The sequence below is a fragment of the Bacillus sp. K7 genome, assembly GCF_053903245.1.
This window is the reverse complement of record NZ_CP096406.1, coordinates 476,315-498,563: the sequence shown is the minus strand read 5'-3', so window position 1 is coordinate 498,563 and position 22,249 is coordinate 476,315. Positions and strand designations below refer to the sequence as shown.

The window sequence follows — 22,249 nt, the reverse complement described above, 5'->3', positions numbered from 1 at the left end:
TTTGGGCTTTCATTATGCCCTCAGAACCGTCCAGCCCAGTTCGTACCGGATGTCAGGATTATGTAACAGATCGTGAAGGGCCGGTTCATCCTCTTCGCACAGCTCTACTTCTATCGAATGAATTACAGTCTTCTGTTCATTAGCTTCGTATATGCTGTCATGTTCTTTCTCCATAAAAGCTTCATAAACCTCACTGTTCTCCCAAACGCTGATGATTTCTGCGGTGAACAGCCCATCTGCTGTTTTCCGCCAGCCGCCGGCCTGTTTGATGAAGCCATTTACATGTGACAGTGCTCCCCACTGTGACTGCGCTTTTGCAAATGCTTCAGCGTTTGCCGCGTCTACTTTACATACAATCTTTTTGATTAGCATGATAAATCCTCCTCAGGGATACATGTAAGAGATGCACGCAACTTGAGGCAGTAGCGAGCTGGTTTTGCATCTCACACAGTAGCGAAAAGCTCCTTTTTCACTCATTGTATCGGAACAACGGAATACATCAAGAATTTTCCACAACAAAAAGCGATCCAGCTGATGCGCCGGATCGCTTTTTATCTACAGGTTGTCTGCCTTTATGCTTTTGGTTAGTCGTTGTTGCGGGCATTTCCGCCTTTTGAGCCAATCTCTTGGTAGAATTCTTTATCGTGATTTTTGCTTGTTGCCTCTCCGCCTTTACGGCCGATTTCTTGATAGAATTCTTTGTCATGATTTTCGCTAGTGGCTTCTCCGCCTTTTTCGCCGATTTCTTGATAGAACTCTTTGTCATGGTTTCGGCTAGTGGCTTCTCCGCCTTTTTCGCCGATTTCTTGATAGAATTCTTTGTCATGGTTTTCGCTAGTGGCTTCTCCGCCTTTTTGACCAATCTCTTGATAGAATTCTTTATCATGGTTTTTGCTTGTTGTTTCTCCGCCTTTTCTACCTGCTTCTTCTCTGCTCATTTTGTTATCGTCTGCCATTTTGAATTCCTCCTTTAATTGGTGTTGGTTGTTGTATTCCCGCTATCGATTCTTTTAAACAAACAAAACACATTGGGTGTGTTTCCACTAAAAAAAGCAGGCGGAGCTCGATGTCCGTCTGCTTTCTTCTATTCCATCTCCCGTTCTGTTTCTTTCAGCCGCTCAAGAACGCGCCGCTTTTTATACAGCATCATGCCTGTTTCGGTAATATCATTTAATGTTGAGCGGTTGGCTGCCGCGCCAAAGATCATTCCCGCGACCGGGACCAGTTGAAAAAGCTTTTTCCACCCAAACGTGTCGCGATAGCCTAAAACGACTTCACGCCAGCCTTGGATTTGAGAAGCGACATTCTTATATGTACGATCTTCATCATAGTCTTTTAATTCTTGCAGGATTGATTTTTTGCCGACAACATCAGCCGATGTCAGCTGCAAGCATTTTACGATGAAGACCCGCTCTTTTTTCTCCTTTGGGTCATAGCCGTAAGCAACCGCGATATCCTGCAACGTTTTTAACGACAGGCCAAGCACGGCCGGAATGTCCACCGCCAGCGTAAACACGCCGCCCACACCCGTTGTCGCGCCTTGTACGGTTGCGGCGTTGATTCTGTTTTTGCCCATTCCTTCCGCAATGTCATCCATGACAGGCAGAGGCGCTATTCGCACGTCCTCCAGTGATTCGAAGGTTTCCTCCGGCATTTTCTTTTGAAACATCTTCATAATTTGTTTTTCCGATGTCAGATACTGCCCTCCTGTTTGAACGAAGGTGCCGATCTCATCCAAAAGCTTGCCAATCTTTTTCTGAATGAATGCCGGCGTCAGCTTGTCCAGCAGCTGAAACGGGAGACGGCCGAGTTTTTCCCAAAACCAGACTTTTTGCTGATCTTTTTCCCATTTCTCTATTTCTTTTAATTGCTGGTGTAAGTCTTCTTTTCGTTCTGCTGTCACCCAACCCGCACTTCCCTTCCGTTTTTTCTCCTATATAGTATACCTTCATTTTCTCGGAAACGTTTTTATTTTTCATCTGCGGGTACCATTTTTATAAAAGGAAAAGGAGTGATGGACATGCCTTGGTCGATGAAGGATTATCCCGCTTCATTCAAAAATCTCGAGAAGCCGGTGAAGAAAAAAGCGATTGACATTGCGAATGCGATGATTGATGAGGGCTATGAGGACGGACGCGCGATTCCAATAGCGACTAGCAAAGCAAAGGAATGGGCGGAAAACGCCTCTAAAGAGGAAATTGATGATTTCCTCAAGCATGATGACGTGACAGAACGCGATGAAGATTCAAGCAGCGGCAACGGCCATGAGCTTATGGATAAAGCTGAGCATGTCATCAAGCATAAAAACGGCTGGGCGGTCAAAGCCGAAGATGCCAAACGTGTGTCTGAGGTCAAGGATACAAAGGAAGAAGCGGTTGAACGGGCAAAGGAGATCGCTGCGCATAAAGGCACTGAAGTGGTTGTTCATTTAGCTGACGGCAGCGTGCAGAGAAAGATCAAAACAGGAACCTAATGCAATATGCTATTCGGTGTTTCGAGTGTAGCGTGAGAGGTTATTGATTGATAAATCTTTTATGAGAGGTGAGCATCATGCTTAGCTTTTTGGTTTCATTAGTTGTTGCTATTCTAATTGGATTAATCGGAAGCGCTATTGTGGGGAATCGGATGCCGGGAGGAATTTTCGGATCTATGATTGCCGGGATGGCCGGCGCTTGGATCGGACATGGACTCTTTGGCACTTGGGGACCCAGCCTCGGCGGCTTTGCCATTATCCCGGCGATTATCGGGGCCGCCATTCTGGTATTCTTGCTGAGCCTCGTGTTCCGCGGGCTGCGTAAGGAAGCTTAGTCTCATTTCATACAGGAGGCATCGTTTCGTACTGAAACGATGTCTTTTTATATGGGACATTATCCGAATTCCTACATATCATGTGACATAACAGGGAAAAATTCAGGAATGTACTTTGAACATTTTCGGTTGACAAGAAACCGGGATGGTCATATGATGTAGATAAAATAATTTGCCTTAAGGAAACTCTTTGTTGTTCGGCAAAAACAATCAGAATTCAGGTGAGACATGATGAACAAGGACATCACAGCACAATCTCCCCGTTCCAAAGCAGTCCAAGAGGCGCTTGACGGGAAAACCAGAGGGTTCAGAGGGCTGCTCCCTTTTCTGGGCCCTGCATTTATCGCAGCCATCGCCTATATTGATCCCGGCAACTTCGCAACGAATATATCAGCGGGTTCTAAATACGGATATATGCTGCTATGGGTCATTTTATTTTCTAATATTATGGCGCTTTTAATTCAATCACTCTCCGCCAAACTCGGCATCGCGACAGGCAAAAACCTGCCCGAAGTTGCCCGTGAAGAATTCCCGACGCCTGTCTCCATCGGATTATGGATTCAGGGCGAGCTCGTCATTATCGCAACAGATCTGGCCGAATTTATCGGAGCGGCTCTGGGACTGTATTTGCTGTTCGGCATCCCGATGCTTGAAGCGTCTATTATAGCGGCGATCGGCTCTTTCGCGATATTGGAGCTTCAGCGCCGCGGATATCGTTCCCTTGAAGCTGGCATTACCGGCATGCTGTTTGTGGTGGTAATCGCCTTTGCGCTGCAGACCTTTTTCGCAAAGCCTGATGCCGTGTCAGTGATGAAGGGCCTTTTTGTCCCGGCGTTTCAAGGCACTGACAGTGTGCTTCTCGCAGCGGGTATTCTCGGTGCAACCGTTATGCCGCACGCCATTTATTTACACTCAGCCCTTACACAGCGGCGGGTTGTAGGCAAAACTGATACTGAACGGAAAAAAATCTTCAGATTTGAATTTATTGATATTTTAATAGCGATGCTGATCGCGGGTGCGATTAATGCGAGCATGCTGATTGTGGCTGCCGCGTTATTCTTCAAAAACGGGCTGTTTGTCGAGGATCTCGATGTCGCGTTTCAGCAATTCGGACATCTTGTCAGCCCGGTGTCAGCCGTTTTATTCGGAATCGGACTGCTCGTTGCCGGACTATCCAGTTCTTCAGTCGGCACACTTTCAGGTGACGTGATTATGCAAGGTTTTATCAACTACCGCATTCCGCTGTATGTGCGGCGTTTTATCACGATCATTCCGCCGATCTTGATTATCGCGTCAGGGGTCAATCCGACAACCGCTCTCGTCATGAGCCAGGTCGTTCTGTCCTTCGGAATCGCCTTCGCCTTAATCCCGCTTATTATGTTTACAAGCAATAAACGGATTATGGGAGCCTTAATCAACGCCAAATGGGTCACAGTGGTGTCTTGGCTTATTGCTGTATTGATCGTCGCGTTGAATGTATTTTTAATTGTTGATACGTTTCGTTAAAAAAACCGGCTGCTAAAGCCGGTTTTTTATGATTCGAAAAGCTCATTGATACCCTTTTTGCCAGAAATTTGTTATGATAGAAGAAAAAAATCGGAGTCTTGATGATGTCATTATTTATTCTGTTTTATTTGTGGATTGTACCTATTGTAATCGGCATTTTATGTTCTGCTGTTGCCTATAAATCCAAGGGAAAAATGAGAGTCGCGCCCGGCATTGCCATGATCGTGCTCAGTATCATTTCCTTGATCACCGCGTTTACGGCCGGACACACGAATTTCCACGTGTTTATTGGCGGCATGTTTTTATTCGGCACCTTCCTGGTCGGTTCTGCTTTTCCTTTCTTTTTTGGGCTTAAGAAGAAAGAGAACTAAACTCATAGAGACATGAACGTTGTAAGATGTGATAAAAATAAACATATGAAACACACAAGGACAAATGCGCTGATCTTTTTGTTTTGAAAGAAGATGCATTTGTCCTTTTGTCCGTTTTGAGCATGGCGAACATCGTGACACGCTGCATAGATCATTCCTACAGACCCTAATAAATACACCGCTGCTTTTATGGATTCAAACATGCTTTCCTCCTTTGATTTCATATACTGCTATGATAACGCACAGTCCATTTTTTTCCAATACCTGAAAAACAGGGGTCTGAATAGGCCCCTGTTTTGCTAGAATAACCGCTTTAAACTTTTCTTCAATGGCGGCATGTCGATTTTTTGGTTTTCGAAGAAATTTTTCAGCATATATTTGCTGAAGCCTTTTGCCTGCCCGTAGGTGATTTTGCCGGGCAGCGGCGGCTCGTTTCCAATCATGACGTCTACGACGACTGGCTGATCTGCGTGCAGCGCCTCATGGAAAGCAGGCGCAAGCTCTTCCGCCCTGGTCACCTTGATGCCCTTTGCTCCGCAGCTTTCTGCAAATGCGGCATAGTCGACATTTTGAAGCTTCGTGACATAGTCGATATTGCCTTTGACCTGCTGCTCGTACTCGATCATGCCGAGATTTTCGTTGTTTAAAATGACGACAGTGATTGGGAGCTTGTATTTGACGGCGGTCGGGAGATCCTGCATGACCATGGAAAAGCCCCCGTCACCGCAGACAGCAATCGCCTGGCGCTCCGGTTCCGACAAGCTTGACGCGATTGCTCCCGGCAGGCCGCAGCCCATTGTCGCAAGCCAGCTGGAAACGATGAAATCCTGGTTTGCTTTCATTTTGAAATGACGCGCCATCCAGACTGTCACAGTGCCGACATCTACAGAGAGCACCGCATCATCGGCTGCCGCTTCCTCAAGACGCGCCACGACCTGCTGGGGTTTAAGCGGTGTTTCCGCCTCTGTCTCATCTTTTTCAATTTCGTTCCACCAATGCTGCATATGTTCAGTACATGCTTCCAGAAACCTTCTATCTTCCTTCCGTTCAATATACTCCGTCAATTCACGCAGGCCGAGAGCTGAATCGCACACCAGTCCCGCTGTCACCGGATAGCGTTTTCCGATTTTCGCCGGATCTGAATCAAGCTGGATCGCCGGCGTGTCATCAGGCAAATAATCGCGATACGGGAATGAGGTCCCGAGCATGATTAACAAATCGCATTCCTCCATGGCCTCGTAAGCCGGCTTTGTGCCGATCTGTCCAAGGTTGCCGAGAAAATGCGGGTGCTTATCGGGTACAACGCCTTTTGCCGGGAGCGTGACAACGATCGGGGCTGCAGCTTTGTCCGCAAACTCCAGCAGCTCCCGTTTCGCCTTTTTCATTCCCTGCCCCGCTAAGATAATCGGTTTTTTGGCGTTATTTATATATTGCGCGCAAGTGACGAGCTGTTCTTTTTTCGGTTCAAGATTCCCTTCAATATATACTGGTGAAGTGTACACGGGCTCGCGTTTGATTTTCTCAGCAAACAAATCATCAGAGACGCTCAATACCGCAACGCCTTTTTTGCTGTAGGCGGCGCGAATGGCCTGATTCAAGAGGTCCGGCAGTGATTCCGCGCTATGTACCTCTCTGTTGAATACCGCCACATCCTCAAACATTTGCTCAAGCTTGATCTCCTGAAAATAATCACGTCCGACTTCGCCTGATGAGACCTGTCCTGCGATCGCCAGCACAGGGGCGCCGTCCGCTTTCGCATCATATAAACCATTTAGTAAGTGCACCGCCCCCGGCCCTGCGATCGACAGGCAGACACCGATTTTGCCGGTGAGTTTTGCCTCAGCCGCGGCCGCCAGTGCAGCCACCTCTTCATGGCGGGTTTGAATGAATTTCAATTGGTTTCTTTCTTGTCTTAATTCTTCGATAAACTCATTGATACTGTCTCCGGGGATGCCGTAAACATGATCAACTCCCCATTGTTCAAGGAGTTCTGTCATTGCTTGTCCTGCAGTTTTGTGTGCCATGCCGTATCCTCCTTTTTCCTTTTTTCAATACCACAGGAGAAATGCTTTAAAACCCGGAGACCTGAATCACTTGCCCAATCTTCTTTTCAACAGGTCAATCGCCGCAAGCACGCCTCTGTCCTTGAGGGAGATAGCTGTATCCAGAGCGCCATTCGTGAAATCTTTAATTTGCCTTTTTCGGTTCGGCACCATAAAAAACGGCAAACGCTGCGGAGAAAACCACCTTACTTCCGCTGTCTCTGTCCCGTGTGCTATCGCTTGTCCGCCTGTTATGCGCCCGGCAAACACATGCTGTTCATCTTGAAACTTCGGCCTTTGGTAGACACCTACTTTGGCGGAAAGCGCTGCGTTGTAGCCCGTTTCCTCCAATACCTCCCGGACTGCCGCTTCCTCAGCCGTTTCACCGGGATCAGCCCTGCCGCCCGGCAAATCCCATAAAGGAACGTCGTTTCGTTTTACCAGCAAAATCTGCTGTTTTTCATTCGATATAATGACAAATGAACCTTGCGTATGCATTGCCAACTCTCCTTTTCCCCGCAAAAAAAAGACCAAGGTCGTTTCCCCTTGATCTAGTCGCCTTGCTTTTTTAAATGATACGGAAGCGCGGCCATCATTATGTCCTTTATCTTGAACAGCCGGACTCCTATAAAGAAGGCCGCTTGCTGTAAAGGGTGGTATGCCTGCCCGTTTTTTCAATCATCACGTTAGAACAAGCGGCCAAGACATAGTTGCAGCCCGTAACGTTTCGTTACTGTTCCAGCGATGATGCGCCGTCGGCCGGCATTGTGCCGTGAACATACGGAGGCGCCGGCTTGAGCACTGGTTTTTGCCCCATAGCCTCAGGCTCCCCAACATATTCAAAATTCCCTTTTCCATCCATACTAGTCCCTGAAGCCCAGCGCCCGCTTTGGCTTTCAGTTCCTTTAGAGCAGTCCATGAATGAATAGGAAACTTCTTGTTTTTCATACTCACGGTTAAATGTACTTGGGACGACTACGCCTTCACGTTCCTCCAATTCTTGGATGGCCGCCAGCCATTGATTTTGATGCATGGTGTCCCTCGCGATCAAGAAGGACAGCATGTCCCTCACACCTTTATCATCTGTCATTTCATACAGGCGGACAGCTTGCAGCCTGCCTTGTGATTCAGCATTAAGGTTTGCACGGAAGTCGGCAAGCAAATTTCCGCTTGCAATGGTATATCGGGCTGTCCAAGGGTATCCCACACTATCATCCGGCTTTGCCCCCAGGCCTCCTACGATGGCATGCTGAGGATTCATTCCTCCCATTACAGCCCCAATGACAGGATCTTTCGCCATTTGCTCTTGTTCTTCAATTGGCGCTTTATCGAGCAGCTGGGCAATCATCGTTGCCAGCATTTCCACATGGGCAATTTCCTCTGTGCCGATATCAAGAAGCATGTCACGGTATTTTTGATCAGCTCTGCAGTTCCAGCCTTGAAATAAATACTGCATCATGACAGAGATTTCACCGAACTGCCCGCCTAATATTTCTTGCAATTTTTTCGCGTAAACGGGGTCTGGCCGGTCAGGTTTGGCATTATATTGTAACTCTTTCACATGGAAAAACATCTATATCCCTCCTATTCATCTTTACGCTTTAGGATGGCGCTATTTTCTGTTTTCATGTATAAGCCCTAAAAAAATACAACACTCTGTATGAGTGTTGTATCCAAATGAATGACTATTCGGGACATCATTCTTCATGTGCTATCCCCTGTCTGTCTTTCTTTTTCTGCGTCGTACGGCAATCCAAATGAACACTGACGCAATCACCATAATGAGTGCCAGCACACCAATATACAGCCATTTCTGGCCATTCACTTGTGATGGCTGTTCTTCACTGGCACTGTTTGCTTCTGATTTGAGCTGCTGGTGGTTGGTAAACACCTGCTGGCTTGTTGTTTCATTGACGACGGTTGCCGAGTCATCAGTGCTGTTGAGATAGTTGATGACCTCTTTCGTGACGGCCGCGCCTTTACCTTTTGACGGCGCAAAGACTGCCATTGTGTAGCCCGAATCCCAAAGAGATGCTTGGGTAAATGCCACTTGTTTCGTTGTCTCATTCAGCATCTCAAAGCCGGATACATCAAACGAGCCGTTCTTCACTTGCGGCACAAGCAGTTCTGAAGATTTCTCCTTCAGAAGAGAAAATTGATTGATGCTTCCGATGAAAATAAGATTCCGTCCTTTTGTGTCATTCGCTGTTACGTCGGATGATTTCTTCACCGAATATGAATGCTGCGCTTCGCTGCCAAAGGACTCTGTTATGAGAGAAAGCTCCTCTAGCTTCGATTGGCTTACAGCGTCAGGAATCACGATCAGCGCTGCCTTGTCCTGATTTCCGGCGTAAGGAAGCGGCCATTTTTGAAAATCCGCTGACGGAGACATGTCTTTGACGGTGTAAGACAATGTACTGCTTTTATCGATAAAGACCCACTTTTCTTCATCAGTGCTGTTGCAAGGATTGTTTTCCTTTAGCCCAGTTGTGACGAACTGAATATCAATATAGCGGTTTTTTTGCAGCAGCTTAGGATCTACTTTTACCATGGCATGATAAAATCCGTTTTTATCTTCTTTTCCTATATCATCAAGCCGGACTGAGTGCGGTTGGCCGTTGATCATGATCTTCAGCTCTGCCGCCTGGGAAGCGGATTCGTTTTCGGCCGTGGAAGCTTGAATCGTTTCGGATTTTTTCAGCTTAAGCGATAGCCTCGCTGATTGGTTTTCATCTAAAACCGCCGATGCCGGATAAAAATAATGTGCCGAAGATGTTTTGTCAGCTCCAATTGTGATGTCATCCGCTCCAAAGTTCTTGAGGGTCAGCTTATTGCTTTCTTTTTTTTCAGCCTGTTTTAGCTTGTTGATTGAGAGTGTATCGCCGCTGAGCTGGCCTGTGTAAGTCTGATCCGTCATGACACTGATTTTTTCAGTGAGTACGTCGTCAGATGCCGCCTGTGCAAAAAGGACCGGCTGCTCCTTAGCCTCTGCTTTTAACACCCGCTCCGCAAGCAGGAGTTTTTCTCCTTTTGCCTGTAGGTCGGCTTGTTTCATCAGCTTTTTCACCTTTCCGTTCCAATGCTTGTCCACTCCGATGAAGATCGTCGGCTTGTCGATTTTCTTCAGTTCGGATTCCGTGACATACGAAATGGTGACACTGCTGTCCGCCGTTTTCAAATAGCCTTCTGTTTTTACTGCTGCTTCAATCTCCGCCGAACTTGGGTCATCCGGGATGACGATCGCTGTTTCTTCCGCTGTATTTCCCGATTGGGCGAAAGGATAAGGATAATGGTCAAGCGTCGTTCCCTTTGCTTCACTGCTGTCCGCCAGCGTCAGGCGGCTGTCCGGATAAATTTTGATCCAGTTGCCGGACGTATCCTGTCTGACGCAGACGCCCTCTTTCATCACACCGTAAAATGTCAGCGAAACGTTGTGATAGCCTTGGGCAGATTGGCTTTTGTTCAGGTTCAGCTTCAATGTCTTCCGTTTTGAATCACCATTAAGTTTTACCGTTTTGACCGGTTCATCGTCAATGACAGCCGTTAACGATGATGGAGAGATTAAAAGATTTGAAGCCTCGTATTCAATCACCAATTGCTGATTGCCGGAAGAGGCGCCTGCCGGAATCTGATACGTCAGCTCTGCGCTGTCTTTTGCTCCGTACAGTGTCATCAAATCGCTTGTCAGCACCTGCTGTTTGGCTTGTTCTTGGCTGCTTTTCCCGAGAAGCGAACCGCTGACCTGCACCTCTTTGGCTAAAGCCGCTTGTCCGGTCATCGCCAGAAGCATCAAGCTTGTGAGAAAAATCATGATTTGTTTCAAAAAGGTCACCCGCTTTTGTGTTGATTGTATCGTTCTGTTTTGTACCATTTGACCTCCTGCTTGAATAAACGGTGCTTGATTTCTACGAATAAAGAATAGATCACAAGCACAATCCATGCCTGCGAGTATGTAAAGTACATGAGAAATACGATAAAAAAGTTTTGCCTGTTCATTTCTGTTTTCTCAATGCTTAGCGTAATCATGACCTCTGTCAAAAATAAGAAGAACGCCAATATCCAAAGGATCATGGCCAAAAATCCGACCGATAAACGCAAATCATAAAACAGATTCACGACAAATATCGTATTTGACATGATCACGCCAAAGAAAAACAGGAAGTACGTAAAGAAAAAATAAAACAAATCAAAAATGATCCGTTTTCGTTTGAGTTTGAAAAACTGCGCCAAAAATTTCAGCACTACATATTGGTTGCCGCGCGCCCATCTGGTGCGCTGGCGCCACCACACCTTCCACGTTTCCGGCTCCTGCTCCCAAGTGATGGCGGCGGGGAAAAAGCGGATGTGATAGCCAAGGTTATACACCCGGATGGTCAGCTCGGTATCCTCAGCAAGCGCTTTGTCATCCCAGCCCCCGAGCTTTTCGATAATGCTTCTGCGGATCGCGAAGTTGGTGCCCGGGATCGTGGCGATTTTGAACCACTTCCATCTGCCTCCCTGTGCCATCCACTGAAAACAGATCGTTTCGATATTAATAAACTTCGTCAAGAGCGTTTTCGCCGCATTAATGACGCGGAATTTCCCAACAACGGCACCTGCCTTTTCGTCATTCATCAGGCCAAGCACGAGGTAATACACGGCCATTTTCTCAGGTGTGTTGTCTGCGTCATATACACAGATCACATCGCCGCTCGATTCGGCAAAACCAGAATTAAGGGCGGAGGATTTTCCTTTTCCTGCGTGTGGCGGCTTCGTGATCACCATTTTGATGAAATCGTATGTCTCGGAAAATTCATTGACGATGTCACCCGTCCGGTCTGATGAATTGTCATTCACGACGATAATCTCCAGCCGGTCCTTCGGATAATAAAGGTTGACCATCGCCTTCAGCGTCTGCCGAATCACAACCTCTTCGTTATGCGCCGGGATAAGGACACTGACCTTTGGCAGCTCCTTCACATTTTCTCTCCACTTCGGGATATTCCGTTCAAAGGTCATATAGTGGCGGAACCCGCCCTGCATGAGAAACATGTGGTAGAGAAGCATGACCCATATTAAACTGAGCGAGATAAAGAACAGTGTATTACCCAAGGCTTCTTCTCTCCTTAAAAATTCGTTTTTTCAATGTGGCTCTCAAGTAAAACGTATAACTGACAAACATGACAACAAATAAGAGCACGACCGCGGAGAGAATCCATAACGCCTTTTCCAGAGGGGTCTGGCGATGATGATCGAAAAACTCGCCGATGGCGCTTACGCCGTTTTTTACCTGAATCGTTCCGTCACCGCTTGTGTGAATTTCCACTTTGTCTGTTTTGACGGTTTGTTTCGTTTTCTTTAAATCCAGCCATTCACTATCCGGAATGCGTTCCATCTGGTCAACCAGCTCCGGCAGATATTTCATTCCAAGATACGGGTGATAAAATCCCCCGGCTACTCCGCCTTCAAAATCAATCATCTGTGCGATGCGTTCCTCCATATCGCCGAGCGGGTTTTGTTTTGATGTATCGACAAAGCCAATCGTTTCCGGATACAGTGTCATGCCATGCAGCATGGAAGGAGCGGTCACAAATGGAGGTGCGCCGGATGTTTTCCATGTTGTGCCGCTGAGCTGGACCTGGCCGAAAATGCTTGTAAAATACTGTGAGGCGATTTGATAGCCATATTCGGACATCGTGTAATGCGGTGCTTCAAACGCCAGCGGGTAGAGACCCGATGATGTCAAATCCTCAATCGCACGCGTCAGTTTTTGCTTTGTATATGTTTCTTCCTTTTCACGAAATGGTTCTAGATAACTGTTATAGGCTTGTTCGTTCGGAAAATCTTGTTCTTTTTCCAAAATAGACGGGTTGTCTTCGGCATTTCCGGATGTTATCGGCTGATCCGCCTTTGCATCCCAAAATTCAAAGCCCTCGCCTGTTTCACTGTAGCGATAGGCGTGTGTATAGCCGTGAACAATGATGCTGCCGCCCATGCTTTGCAGCTTTTTCAGCACCTTGACCATCTCCGGTTTATCAGCCAAATACACTTTGTCGCCAGTTTCGGGATTCAAGTAAACCGGAATCACCGCCAGAACAAAAGGAACATGCCTCTTATGCAGATATGCACCGGCTTGAAGCAGCAATTTTTCATCAGACATGGGACTGATATCCTCGAGACGCAAATACAATAACGTTGTCCCCGCCTTCTCTCCGAAAGCTTCTCTGAGCTGTTTTGCCACGATCAAATTGTCATTTAACAAATTCGTTAATCCAATGTACACATTCGCTTTTTTTGTTTTCCATATAAAAGAATGTGTTTTGCCGTCACCGGCTTTGAAGGTATAAAGCGACTTTCCTTTCAAGCCTGATACGCTCAGCACGTTAAGCCCGCTCTCCAGAGACACATCAGCCTTTTCCGACCTGCTGTGGACCTGATACACATTTTCTTTGCTGGTCAATGAAAGCCCGGAAAATTGGCTGATTTGGCTTGCGTTATAGCCGATGGCGACAACAGGTGTTTTGACGCTGCTGATCAGGGACACCAGTTTTTTGCTGAGCTTTCTTTTCGTTTGGCCGTAATACATCACATGGTCCTTGCCTTTGAAATCGGACGCTTCCACGTCTGAATCTTTTTTGACAGTCACATGGGATGTAAAGTGGCCCGCAAGCAGATCAAGCATTTTGACGTGTGACGACTCTTTGCCGTCCAAGGTTGAATAGATGATGAGAATGCCGGCATCACGCTCCTTCGCTTGTGCGGAAACTGGAATAGACGCAATAGCTGAAAGCAGAAGCATTGTGATGCAGAGCAGTGTGATTCCTTTATAATTCATTCATCATCATCTCGTTTTCCAGTTCTTCTAAAAAGTGATCAGCTGTTTTGATATCTTCGCGGTAGGGCAAATGGCAGACGTGGAACGTGAGCGACACATACTTCCCATTTTCCAGCTGATACGTGTCCAATTGTTTTTTCAGCTTTGTCAGAACGGCCGGCATATGTTCAGCGGGCGTGTGCGTCAGCACAATCCCGATACGCTCGTCAGAGGGACGGAACTTCTTATCCGTTTCCCGGACGCTTGTCCTGATTTGCTGGCCGACATATTGAAAGAGACGGTCTGTTTCTTTTGCACCGTACAAAGATGTAAACTCTTTGAAGTAATGCATATGGAGCAGCAAAAACACAAAGGAATCGCCGTACCGTTCCGCCCGCTTGATTTCTTCTGAAAGTTCCAGCTTCATCCGGTGCTTGTTATCAAAGCCGGTCACTCTGTCAACAGCAACAAAGCTTTTAATTTCGGATTGCAGCCGTGTAACTGAACGCCTTAGCTCTGCGGCAATGTCATGAATTCTTCCCGCTATAAAAGAAAACAGCAAAAGGGCAATTCCCCACACGACAAGTATTCGCAGCCCTTCCTCAGCCGGAAACAGCGCAGCCTGACCAGTCTGGAAAAACATCATTAAAGTGCCGAGAACAAAAAGTACGATTAAGGTCACTGCCAGCGCGTAAATCGGGCCGAACCATATGCCTGCGGCGATGACGCTAAACGTGATGCAAAGGATCAGCGCGCCTTCCGATTGCTGGGCTGACACATAATAAATAAACAGAGACAGGGCTGCGATGAGCCCTGAAAGATAAACAAATAATTTTTGTGATTCATTGAATGACATTTTCATTAAAAAGCTTCCTTTCGGCTAACAGCGGCAGCAGATTGTCAAAAGAGTGTGTCTGAGTGCCGCTCATATAGCCTCCATAATACGATTTCACCGGATCAAGAATTTCAAAGTCATTCATTCTGTCATATATGGCTTTGGTGACTGAATTGTCTTCATATTGTTTTGTTAAAAACAATACCGCTAATGCGTATACGGATGGCGACTCATATTGAACGGCAGGCTCTTTCGTATCTGCCGAATATCGTCCGTACAGCTTTCCGTGCGCCTGAAATTCCTGCTTGATCCAGTCCGCTAAAACAGCGGCTTTTTCATCTCCTTCCGGCAAGTGCCATGCAGCGTACAGCTGATCTATCAGATTGATTTCACGATCATATGTGTATTGCTTTGTCTCCGAGTGGTATGTCTTTGGCAGGTAGCCATTTTTTAAAGGAGCTGAATAAAGAACATTGGCATTCCGCTGTTCTGTTTCTTCGTCTATGATTCCATTCTTCTTTAAGACAGCTAACGCATCAGGCATGACGTATGAAAGCGTCACATCCTTTGAAGCAGCCTGTGAGTCGTAAAAGTCTGTAAAAAAACCGTTGTTCATATTATATGTCTTCAGCGCCGTACCGATATCCCGTGCTGTTTGCGCGTAGTCGCTCCGCCCCCATTTTGCGGCGGCTTGGTCAAGAGACAGCATAATTCTCATATCATCTATCAGCGCATTCGTCCCGCTCGCCTGGCCGTTTTGAATCTTCCACGTCACTAAGTGATTGCTCATCAGAAAGGAATCAGTCAGGTGCTGATATTGATCCTGAAAATGCGGGGCGTCATTTTTGCTGACCAGAAACTCCATCCATAGGCCGAGAGATTCTGATAAATACGAAGGCTGGTCAGACAAATCCGTTTTGATCAGCCCTTGATCATTCATTAGATTGTGATAAATGAAGTATTCCGCCGGCTGAAGCGGGCTTGCATTCACGTCTGACACCGACTGATTTTGGGCCTTATTTCCAGCTTCAATACACCCTGCGGAAAGTCCGATAGATAAGAAGAATAAGATGACAGCAATTAACACATGCCTCACAGGCAAATCCCCCTTTGTCGCCTGAAGCGAATCAGACGCTCACAAATATATATAGACGAAAGCACGACTGCCATGTTACAAATTACATTTACTATAAAAGAAAAAATTGCGGAATGCTAGCTTTTTTTTCCCTTTTTGAACATTTTAAAAACGGGACCTAAGTCTAATAAAAAACCTGTGCGATATGCACAGGTTTTTCTGTTATTTGTCCAAGCCGAGTTTTTTCAGCTGTTCTGCCAGCGCGTTGTTAATCGGCTCATCTTTATTATTTTGTTTTTTCATATAAGAGGAAACGTCCCGTTTTGAAGCGCGCCCTTTATCTTTGTTTTTTCGTTTTTCGAATACGGACAGCTTCTCTCGGTGACCGCAGACACACGCGAAGGTCTGGCCCTCGCCTTGGCCGCGAAGTTCCATTTTTTTATGGCAGTTCGGGCAGCGCGCGTTTGTTTTTCGGGCAACCGTTTTTCTGCTTCCGCATTCACGGTCTTGGCACACAAGCATCGTGCCGCGTTTGCCATTTACCTTCAGCATCATTTTTCCGCATTCCGGACATGCGGTTCCCGTAATGTTGTCGTGTCTGAAAGTCTGGCTGCTGTTTTTGATTTCTTTTACCGTTTGGTTAGCGTAAACCTTCATGTCTTTAATAAAGGCAGCCGATTTCAATTTCCCAGCGGCGATCGCTGACAGTTTTTGCTCCCATTCCGCCGTTAAGGCAGGTGATTTCAAATCCTCAGGAACAAGCTGCAGGAGCTGTTTCCCTTTAGAAGTAATAAAAATATCTTTGTCTTTTTTCTCTATTAAAAAGCTGTTGAACAGCTTTTCAATAATATCGGCACGCGTTGCCACCGTGCCAAGGCCGCCTGTTTCGCCAAGCGTTTTGACGAGGCCTTTTTCTTCTCCCTGCATAAAGGCGCTTGGGTTTTCCATCGCTGACAGCAGGGTCCCTTCGTTAAAGCGGGCGGGCGGCTTCGTTTGGCCGTTTGTTTCAGTTAAGGCGCGGACGGCAAGAGTATCGCCTTTTTGAAGCGCAGGGAGTGTCTGATCTTTGTCATCCTCCTGCTCGTCATCCTCATCCGCCATATCATAAACAGCTTTCCACCCTTGCGACTGTACGGTTTTGCCTTTCGCCGTAAAGGTTTCTCCGCCAATTTCTGCGATGACCTTTGTTTCCTCATATTCGAATGCCGGCATTAATACAGCAAGAAAACGTTTCGCAATCAGGTCATACAGCTTTCGTTCTTTATCGCTCAGACTGCTGAGCACGAGCGGCTCCTCGGTCGGGATAATCGCGTGGTGATCTGACACCTTCGCGTCATTAACGTAGCCTTTATGAGATTTGATGCCGCGTTTTTTAATTTGATTGACATATTGGGCATACGGTTTTACTTCCATGCCTTCTAGACGGTCTTTTAACGTCGGAACGATATCACTGGATAAAAACCTTGAGTCCGTCCGCGGATATGTGACGAGCTTATGCTGCTCATACAGCTTCTGCAGCACAGAAAGCGTTTCTTTGGCAGAAAATCCGAAGCGCTTGTGGGCGTCGCGCTGCAGCTCCGTTAAATCATATAGCGCAGGCGCAAAGCTTTTTTTCGCTGTTTTTTTCAATTCAGCAATAACCGCTTGCTTTCCATGGAGGCCTTTTAGCAAACGGCTTGTTACATCTTGATTAAACGTTCTCGTTTGCTTTGATTTTTGATCCTGCCACGTCAGCGTCATGCCATCGACTGCCGCGCGGAGGCCGTAATATGGAACCGGTGTAAATGCTTGAATATCCGCCTCGCGCTTCGCAATCATGGCAAGCGTCGGTGTCTGTACACGGCCGCATGAGAGCTGGGCATTGAATTTTGTGGTGAGCGCGCGGGTCGCGTTAATGCCCACAATCCAATCGGCTTCCGCTCTGGCGACGGCAGAATGATACAGGTTTTCATATTCTTTGCCGCTGCGCAGCTTTTGAAAGCCTTCCTTGATCGCTTTATCCGTCACTGATGAAATCCACAGCCGCTTGATCGGCTTTTTGACATTCGCTTTTTCAATGATCCAGCGCGCGACAAGTTCCCCTTCTCGGCCTGCATCGGTCGCGATGACAATCTGATTGACATCTTTACGGGTAAGCTGCGATTTGACCGCGTTGAACTGTTTTCCGGTTTTCTTAATTACCACAAGCTTTAAGGGCTCTGGAATAATCGGCAGATCCTCCAGACGCCATGATTGAAATTCTTTCCCATAGCCTTCCGGATCAGCAAGTGTCACCAAATGGCCTAAAGCCCATGTAACAATATATTGATCACCTTCGAGATAACCATTTCCTTTTTTATGGCACTTCAGCACCCGGGCTAAATCCCGGCCGACTGAAGGTTTTTCAGCTAATACAACTGTTTTTGACATGCTTGATCACTTCTCTTTCTTTCACGCTCATCCTTTTATTATAACAGACTTGAACAAGCACTCTCTAACCGCGCCCGTTTTTCGTGTCAATTTCTGAGAAAATCACGTGAGTGACGGTTTGCGCGTATGGCGATGTTTTGTTAATGAAATCTTCTACCGCTTCAAGGCTTTCTGCGTTGATTTTCAGCATATAACAAGCCGCGCCGGCAATCCGGTAACAAAATTCGATATTCGGCAATGTTTGAATATAGCTTTTGAACCGTTCGTAATCCGCGTTTTTGACGGTTGCTTCCACAATGCAGGAAACGGGCAGCCCCAGTTTTTTCTGATCGACCTCCAGTGTGTATTGCTTAATGATGCCGAACGATTCAAGCTGCCTCACCCGTTCTGTCACGGATGGCGGCGACAGCTTAATTTTTCTGCCTAATTCCCTCATTGACAAACGGCTGTCCTTTTTCAGCTCCTCAATGATATTCAGATCAATCTGATCAAGTTTCATTTCAACATCCTTCTTTTATGATTTTGTTCACATTATCTCGGGTATTTTTGTAAATGACAAGACCAGTTCCCAAGAAAAAGCATATAAAAATGAAAGTTTTCCGAACATTTTCTGAAAGCCGTCATATGGCTCTCCGGATTGTTTATCATATAGTATGAAAACGTGTCCACAAGGAGGGCGATTTATGCTGCAAACACCGATCGGAAGACTACGCACGATGGGTTTTATTGAAGGAATGTCACTCTTAATCCTGCTGTTTATCGCCATGCCGCTTAAATATTGGGCAGGCCTTCCGCTTGCCGTAACCATTGTCGGTTCGGTTCACGGCGGATTGTTCATTTTGTATTTGCTTGTCTTGGCGTATGCGGCCTTCTCTGTCAAATGGCCGCTGAAATGGTCAGCCGCCGGCTTTATCGCCGCTTTTGTCCCATTCGGAAACTTTTTGTACGACCGCGGGTTAAGAAAATATAAATAACAAAAGGCTGGACCTATATGGTCCAGCCTTTCTTATTACAACCACTTTGTCAGCCACGCGATATAGTAGGCGCCCGGAATAAACATCAGCTGGGCGAGGAGTGTCCCCGCTACCCTTGATGTGACCATCGTGACAGAGGTCCATTTTAAATATAAATAGCTTCGTTTTCCCTTTGCCACATCATCGGCAAGGACGGAAACCTTAGGATCAACAAAAATCGCCAGCAGCATCGTCGCAATTCCGTTGATTAAGCCCGATGCCATGACGGCTGTCGTGCTGCGCTCCGGCGCCAGAAGGCCTGCGTACAAAGCCGAAAGCACGCCGATCGTATAAATGGATGTGATCAGCATGTTAATGACAAACAAACGCTTCGGAATCAAGCGAATATGAAATCCTTTTACATACGAAAGAGACGGCAGACGCAAATAGGAAAGGGCATTTTTGAATCCTTGTTTCGAGAATCCCTTTCGAAACACTTGTAAAACGGAGCCGCCGCCGCTCGCCAAGTGAATAATCGCCCGAGAGAAAAGAGCGACAAAAGACGGGAGCAGGACGATGCCCAGAATGGTGCCGACTGTCGATCCAAAAATCAAGAAGCGGAACTGCCCGGCGACAATCGCCAGTGCATTTTTTCCCGCATCATCAATTAAATGTCCGGTAAAGGGCTGCTGCACCATGTTCGACATTCTGGACACGATGACCATGACGTTAAACAGGGAAAGCGCGGACGCAATAAATCCCACACGGGCTCCGGAAAGCCTGGTGGCGTAGGCTAAGGTTTCTATCGAGTGAATCAGTAATAAAAAACAGAAAATAAGCAGTACTTGAGTTGTCATGACATGCACGTTATTCTTCCTCCAATTTCATCCTAGAGATAAGACTGGAAAGAAGACAAAGAGGTTTCAACGCGAAATGTTTTTCACAATAAAAAAAACCGCCGGCATACGCCGAGCGGTTTGTCTTATTCTTTTCTATAGGCAAATAAAGATTATATCATCCGCCAAGTCGGGCGGTTCGATTCAAAAAGCATTGTTCCGAAGAATCATTCTGGAAAGTAAACACCATGGAAATTTCTTGAACACAAGACAACGAAAGCCCTACCTCTCAATCGTCACTGCGGCTCCGAAGCCGCGCCGGTGTGAATTGTAAAACAAAAAAGTCTTTTTTCCATCTCATCGTTAGGGGCGATTTGTTATGAAGGAAAAGAATAAGGGCAGCTGGTTTGCTGCTTGGGAAGCGGTAAAGCTTCTCTCTCTCAAACAGAAAAAAGAAGTTTACTTTCTTTTTTATTTGCTTATTTCTTGCTTAGCTATTCATGATAACATATCGCCCCTGCAATTACAACTTTTTATAAATCGAGTGAGACTGGCGTTTTCTCTCCGGCATTCATTAATCTGATATCCTCCGGCTCAATTTCAAGAATGACCAGGTTCGGGTCATCCTTGCCGTCAAACCAACGATCTAGCTTAGGATTCCAAATTTTGTCCTTCAGTTCTGCCGAATTGTTGATTTTGGCTTTTCCGGCAACCTCGACATACGCGTCGCCAAAGCCTTCACAATCATAGCCTAATAAAATATGGACATTGGGGTTGTTCTCAATTTCTTCCGCTTTATGAGTTTCTTTGCTTGTCGGTGTGTAAATCGTCAGCCCGTCATGGAAAAAAGTCATGTAGCGGGAATGCGGCTTGCCCTTTTGAACCGTTGCGAGCGAGCCTACTTTATGGTGATCTAGAACATCAAGTACTTTTTGTTTCACGTCTTGCTGATTCATTGCGAATCACTCCTTTTTAACGTCTCCGCTGTTACTTTTCCACATCGGGGGAAGATTTAAACAAGAAAATGCACGCTTTATTTTAATTCTTTCCATTCACGCTTCAGCAAGCTGTAATAGACAAGGTCATGATACTTGCCGTTAACGAATAAGCCGTCCCGCGCGATTCCTTCTTCTTGAAAGCCGAGGCGCATCGGAATCGCTCTGCTTTTGTGGTTTCCGACAGCCGCACAGAGAGCGACGCGATTCAGCCCAAGCTCTTTAAAAGCGTACGTGATAATTGTTCGGCAAGCGGCGGTCATGATGCCTTTGCCTTCGTATTCTTGGGCAATCCAGTAGCCGATTTCCGCTTTTCGATTGATCTGGTCTAGATGATGCAAGCCGATCATGCCGCATAGGCTGTCGTCATATAGAAGCCCGGCTTCGATGCTGTTCAGATCGGCATATTCCCGCCGCCAATCCGGAATGATTGTTTCTCTATACATTTCAGCGCTGCTTGGTTTTTCAGCCCAAAACAGCCACTCGCCGAGCCGCTGCTGGTTTTCAATAATGAGTTCGGCAATCCGTTCCGCATCCTTTGGCTCCAATAACCGGATGGTGATGTGTTCATTTACCCTGCAGGTGAACATTGTTTCGCCTCTTTCCTTTTTGAGATGATATAAACTGAAGTGAAATTTAAAAAGACGTAAATGCGCCTTCTCAATCCTTGATATCAATTTGAGATAACAGACGGATATACCTTCTGACAATTCAATCACCCCGATTTTTTGTTGAATCGGGTCTCGTTCAGCAGTGAAAATGAATTTCCGTTTTATAAGTTTCTATAAAAAAATGTATTTTTGCACATAATCCCAGATACTTTTCCCAATCAGTACAACAGTGATTCCAACAAATAAAACCTTTACGTACGCAGCACCATTTTTAATGGCCACTCTCGTCCCCACAAGCGCGCCTATTATCATCGCAATCCCCATAGGGATTCCATAGCGAAAGTCAACAGAACTGAACAACATAAAAGTTATAAGTGCTGCGATGTTGCTTCCTAAATTTAAAACCTTAGCATTTCCGGCGGATTCTACAAAATTAAACCCTAAAAGTAAAAATGAAAAGATGAGAAACGAACCTGTTCCTGCTCCTAAAAATCCATCATAAAAACCGAGTAATAAAGCGGCTGACACAATAAAAAAAGTCATTTTTTTCGTCAATTCTTTAAAGCTGGACTCCATTCCCCAGCCTTTTTTAAAAAGTGTATAGATCGTTACAAGAATTAATAAGACAAGAATGATGGGTTTTAAAAACGCTGATGGTATTAACTGAACCACATAAACCCCGGCTCCCGATCCTATAATAGACAGAGGTAATAATTTAAAAACAAGCCTTTTGTTTATTTGTCCCGAACGCAGGAAGTTGATCGTACTTGTTAAAGCCCCCATCGTAGCTGCTAACTTGTTGGTGCCTAATGCTACAGACGGCGGAAGCCCGACAAATAACAATGCGGGAATGGATATAAGTCCTCCTCCGCCTACCACAGAATCAATAAAAGCCGCAGCAAATCCAGCTGCAATAAGGAATAGTAAAACCTCTGTGCTGATTCCATCCATATTGATTTTTCTCCTCCTATATTTGTATCAATTTATATAAAAGAACAAATGTTAAAAATAACAT

The 22,249-nt window shown here is 46.2% G+C and carries 22 protein-coding genes; 5 read left to right on the top strand and 17 right to left on the bottom strand.

All coding sequences use genetic code 11. The features are described from left to right. Positions 1 to 12: 12 nt before the first annotated feature. From M1D98_RS02515 to M1D98_RS02505, 3 genes are all read right to left on the bottom strand, one after another. On the bottom strand, positions 13 to 372 hold the full coding sequence (locus M1D98_RS02515; RefSeq protein WP_121641926.1) for a DUF4937 domain-containing protein: 360 nt from the start codon (positions 370 to 372) through the stop codon (positions 13 to 15). 212 nt (positions 373 to 584) lie between these two features. After that, positions 585 to 956: a glucose starvation-inducible protein GsiB gene (gsiB, locus tag M1D98_RS02510; RefSeq protein ID WP_010331275.1), complete on the bottom strand. Its 372-nt coding sequence runs from the start codon at positions 954 to 956 to the stop codon at positions 585 to 587. A 128-nt stretch (positions 957 to 1,084) separates the two neighbouring features. Beyond that, positions 1,085 to 1,903: an EcsC family protein gene (locus M1D98_RS02505; RefSeq protein ID WP_456279970.1), complete on the bottom strand. Its 819-nt coding sequence runs from the start codon at positions 1,901 to 1,903 to the stop codon at positions 1,085 to 1,087. Positions 1,904 to 2,020: 117 nt separating this feature from the next. Here M1D98_RS02505 and M1D98_RS02500 point away from each other — a divergent pair, with 117 nt between their 5' ends. The 4 genes from M1D98_RS02500 to M1D98_RS02485 all read left to right on the top strand — a co-directional run bounded on the left by M1D98_RS02500 (position 2,021) and on the right by M1D98_RS02485 (position 4,685). Then, complete coding sequence (locus tag M1D98_RS02500) at positions 2,021 to 2,473, top strand: DUF2188 domain-containing protein (RefSeq protein WP_010331277.1); 453 nt, start codon at positions 2,021 to 2,023, stop codon at positions 2,471 to 2,473. A gap of 77 nt (positions 2,474 to 2,550) precedes the next feature. Then, positions 2,551 to 2,808 (top strand): GlsB/YeaQ/YmgE family stress response membrane protein, encoded by a 258-nt coding sequence (locus M1D98_RS02495; protein WP_010331278.1) that lies wholly within the window; start codon positions 2,551 to 2,553, stop codon positions 2,806 to 2,808. A gap of 228 nt (positions 2,809 to 3,036) precedes the next feature. Further along, entirely contained in the window at positions 3,037 to 4,314 is a 1,278-nt protein-coding gene (locus M1D98_RS02490; RefSeq protein ID WP_456279969.1) for an Nramp family divalent metal transporter, read from the top strand. A gap of 104 nt (positions 4,315 to 4,418) precedes the next feature. Continuing rightward, entirely contained in the window at positions 4,419 to 4,685 is a 267-nt protein-coding gene (locus tag M1D98_RS02485) for a hypothetical protein (protein WP_010331281.1), read from the top strand. Positions 4,686 to 4,984: 299 nt separating this feature from the next. Here the strand turns inward: M1D98_RS02485 and M1D98_RS02480 are convergent, their stop codons facing one another. The 10 genes from M1D98_RS02480 to lrpC form a co-directional block, all read right to left on the bottom strand. Next, positions 4,985 to 6,709 carry a pyruvate oxidase gene (locus M1D98_RS02480; RefSeq protein ID WP_456279968.1) on the bottom strand — a complete coding sequence of 575 codons (1,725 nt, stop codon included), beginning with the start codon at positions 6,707 to 6,709 and terminating at the stop codon, positions 4,985 to 4,987. A 66-nt stretch (positions 6,710 to 6,775) separates the two neighbouring features. Further along, the gene (locus M1D98_RS02475) at positions 6,776 to 7,225 is read right to left on the bottom strand and encodes an NUDIX hydrolase (RefSeq protein WP_121641921.1); all 450 of its coding nucleotides are present in this window, start codon (positions 7,223 to 7,225) and stop codon (positions 6,776 to 6,778) included. A gap of 232 nt (positions 7,226 to 7,457) precedes the next feature. Continuing rightward, entirely contained in the window at positions 7,458 to 8,300 is an 843-nt protein-coding gene (locus tag M1D98_RS02470; RefSeq protein WP_010331285.1) for a manganese catalase family protein, read from the bottom strand. 138 nt (positions 8,301 to 8,438) lie between these two features. Then, a complete protein-coding gene (locus M1D98_RS02465) occupies positions 8,439 to 10,550 on the bottom strand; it encodes a cellulose biosynthesis cyclic di-GMP-binding regulatory protein BcsB (protein WP_456280212.1) in 2,112 nt (703 codons plus the stop codon). 5 nt (positions 10,551 to 10,555) lie between these two features. Then, entirely contained in the window at positions 10,556 to 11,818 is a 1,263-nt protein-coding gene (locus M1D98_RS02460) for a glycosyltransferase family 2 protein (RefSeq protein WP_456279967.1), read from the bottom strand. Then, positions 11,811 to 13,520, bottom strand: coding sequence for a DUF2334 domain-containing protein (locus M1D98_RS02455; RefSeq protein WP_268558736.1), 1,710 nt, complete (start codon positions 13,518 to 13,520; stop codon positions 11,811 to 11,813). The genes M1D98_RS02460 and M1D98_RS02455 overlap by 8 nt, the downstream gene beginning before the upstream one ends. A gap of 10 nt (positions 13,521 to 13,530) precedes the next feature. Then, positions 13,531 to 14,382: a diguanylate cyclase domain-containing protein gene (locus M1D98_RS02450; protein WP_456279966.1), complete on the bottom strand. Its 852-nt coding sequence runs from the start codon at positions 14,380 to 14,382 to the stop codon at positions 13,531 to 13,533. Further along, positions 14,363 to 15,451, bottom strand: a complete 1,089-nt coding sequence (locus M1D98_RS02445) for a glycosyl hydrolase family 8 (RefSeq protein WP_010331290.1) — start codon at positions 15,449 to 15,451, stop codon at positions 14,363 to 14,365. Before M1D98_RS02445 ends, M1D98_RS02450 begins: the two co-directional genes overlap by 20 nt. A gap of 201 nt (positions 15,452 to 15,652) precedes the next feature. Beyond that, a complete protein-coding gene (locus M1D98_RS02440) occupies positions 15,653 to 17,839 on the bottom strand; it encodes a DNA topoisomerase III (RefSeq protein WP_121641920.1) in 2,187 nt (728 codons plus the stop codon). Between the two features lie 64 nt (positions 17,840 to 17,903). Then, positions 17,904 to 18,338, bottom strand: coding sequence for a transcriptional regulator LrpC (gene lrpC / locus M1D98_RS02435; RefSeq protein ID WP_003246585.1), 435 nt, complete (start codon positions 18,336 to 18,338; stop codon positions 17,904 to 17,906). Between the two features lie 184 nt (positions 18,339 to 18,522). Between lrpC and M1D98_RS02430 the strand changes: the two genes are divergently transcribed. Beyond that, positions 18,523 to 18,813, top strand: a complete 291-nt coding sequence (locus tag M1D98_RS02430; RefSeq protein WP_019257503.1) for a DUF3817 domain-containing protein — start codon at positions 18,523 to 18,525, stop codon at positions 18,811 to 18,813. Positions 18,814 to 18,848: 35 nt separating this feature from the next. Here M1D98_RS02430 and amj read toward each other — a convergent pair whose 3' ends face one another. The 4 genes from amj to M1D98_RS02410 all read right to left on the bottom strand — a co-directional run bounded on the left by amj (position 18,849) and on the right by M1D98_RS02410 (position 22,185). After that, a complete protein-coding gene (gene amj, locus M1D98_RS02425; RefSeq protein WP_121641919.1) occupies positions 18,849 to 19,658 on the bottom strand; it encodes a lipid II flippase Amj in 810 nt (269 codons plus the stop codon). Between the two features lie 503 nt (positions 19,659 to 20,161). After that, a complete protein-coding gene (locus tag M1D98_RS02420) occupies positions 20,162 to 20,584 on the bottom strand; it encodes a pyridoxamine 5'-phosphate oxidase family protein (RefSeq protein WP_121641918.1) in 423 nt (140 codons plus the stop codon). Between the two features lie 77 nt (positions 20,585 to 20,661). Then, a complete protein-coding gene (locus tag M1D98_RS02415; RefSeq protein ID WP_456279965.1) occupies positions 20,662 to 21,213 on the bottom strand; it encodes a GNAT family N-acetyltransferase in 552 nt (183 codons plus the stop codon). A 192-nt stretch (positions 21,214 to 21,405) separates the two neighbouring features. Further along, positions 21,406 to 22,185 carry a TSUP family transporter gene (locus tag M1D98_RS02410; protein WP_435576973.1) on the bottom strand — a complete coding sequence of 260 codons (780 nt, stop codon included), beginning with the start codon at positions 22,183 to 22,185 and terminating at the stop codon, positions 21,406 to 21,408. Between the last annotated feature and the right edge of the window lie 64 nt (positions 22,186 to 22,249).

Excerpts from the sequence above, each read along its gene's own strand:
- M1D98_RS02480 (WP_456279968.1), bottom strand. The coding sequence starts at position 6,709 with ATGGCACACAAAACTGCAGGACAAGCAATGACAGAACTCCTTGAACAA.
- M1D98_RS02415 (WP_456279965.1), bottom strand. The coding sequence starts at position 21,213 with ATGTTCACCTGCAGGGTAAATGAACACATCACCATCCGGTTATTGGAG.
- M1D98_RS02495 (WP_010331278.1), top strand. The coding sequence starts at position 2,551 with ATGCTTAGCTTTTTGGTTTCATTAGTTGTTGCTATTCTAATTGGATTA.
- M1D98_RS02470 (WP_010331285.1), bottom strand. The coding sequence starts at position 8,300 with ATGTTTTTCCATGTGAAAGAGTTACAATATAATGCCAAACCTGACCGG.
- M1D98_RS02440 (WP_121641920.1), bottom strand. The coding sequence starts at position 17,839 with ATGTCAAAAACAGTTGTATTAGCTGAAAAACCTTCAGTCGGCCGGGAT.
- M1D98_RS02450 (WP_456279966.1), bottom strand. The coding sequence starts at position 14,382 with ATGAAAATGTCATTCAATGAATCACAAAAATTATTTGTTTATCTTTCA.
- M1D98_RS02475 (WP_121641921.1), bottom strand. The coding sequence starts at position 7,225 with ATGCATACGCAAGGTTCATTTGTCATTATATCGAATGAAAAACAGCAG.
- M1D98_RS02490 (WP_456279969.1), top strand. The coding sequence starts at position 3,037 with ATGATGAACAAGGACATCACAGCACAATCTCCCCGTTCCAAAGCAGTC.
- M1D98_RS02410 (WP_435576973.1), bottom strand. The coding sequence starts at position 22,185 with ATGGATGGAATCAGCACAGAGGTTTTACTATTCCTTATTGCAGCTGGA.
- M1D98_RS02500 (WP_010331277.1), top strand. The coding sequence starts at position 2,021 with ATGCCTTGGTCGATGAAGGATTATCCCGCTTCATTCAAAAATCTCGAG.
- M1D98_RS02515 (WP_121641926.1), bottom strand. The coding sequence starts at position 372 with ATGCTAATCAAAAAGATTGTATGTAAAGTAGACGCGGCAAACGCTGAA.
- M1D98_RS02485 (WP_010331281.1), top strand. The coding sequence starts at position 4,419 with ATGTCATTATTTATTCTGTTTTATTTGTGGATTGTACCTATTGTAATC.
- lrpC (WP_003246585.1), bottom strand. The coding sequence starts at position 18,338 with ATGAAACTTGATCAGATTGATCTGAATATCATTGAGGAGCTGAAAAAG.
- M1D98_RS02430 (WP_019257503.1), top strand. The coding sequence starts at position 18,523 with ATGCTGCAAACACCGATCGGAAGACTACGCACGATGGGTTTTATTGAA.
- gsiB (WP_010331275.1), bottom strand. The coding sequence starts at position 956 with ATGGCAGACGATAACAAAATGAGCAGAGAAGAAGCAGGTAGAAAAGGC.
- M1D98_RS02420 (WP_121641918.1), bottom strand. The coding sequence starts at position 20,584 with ATGAATCAGCAAGACGTGAAACAAAAAGTACTTGATGTTCTAGATCAC.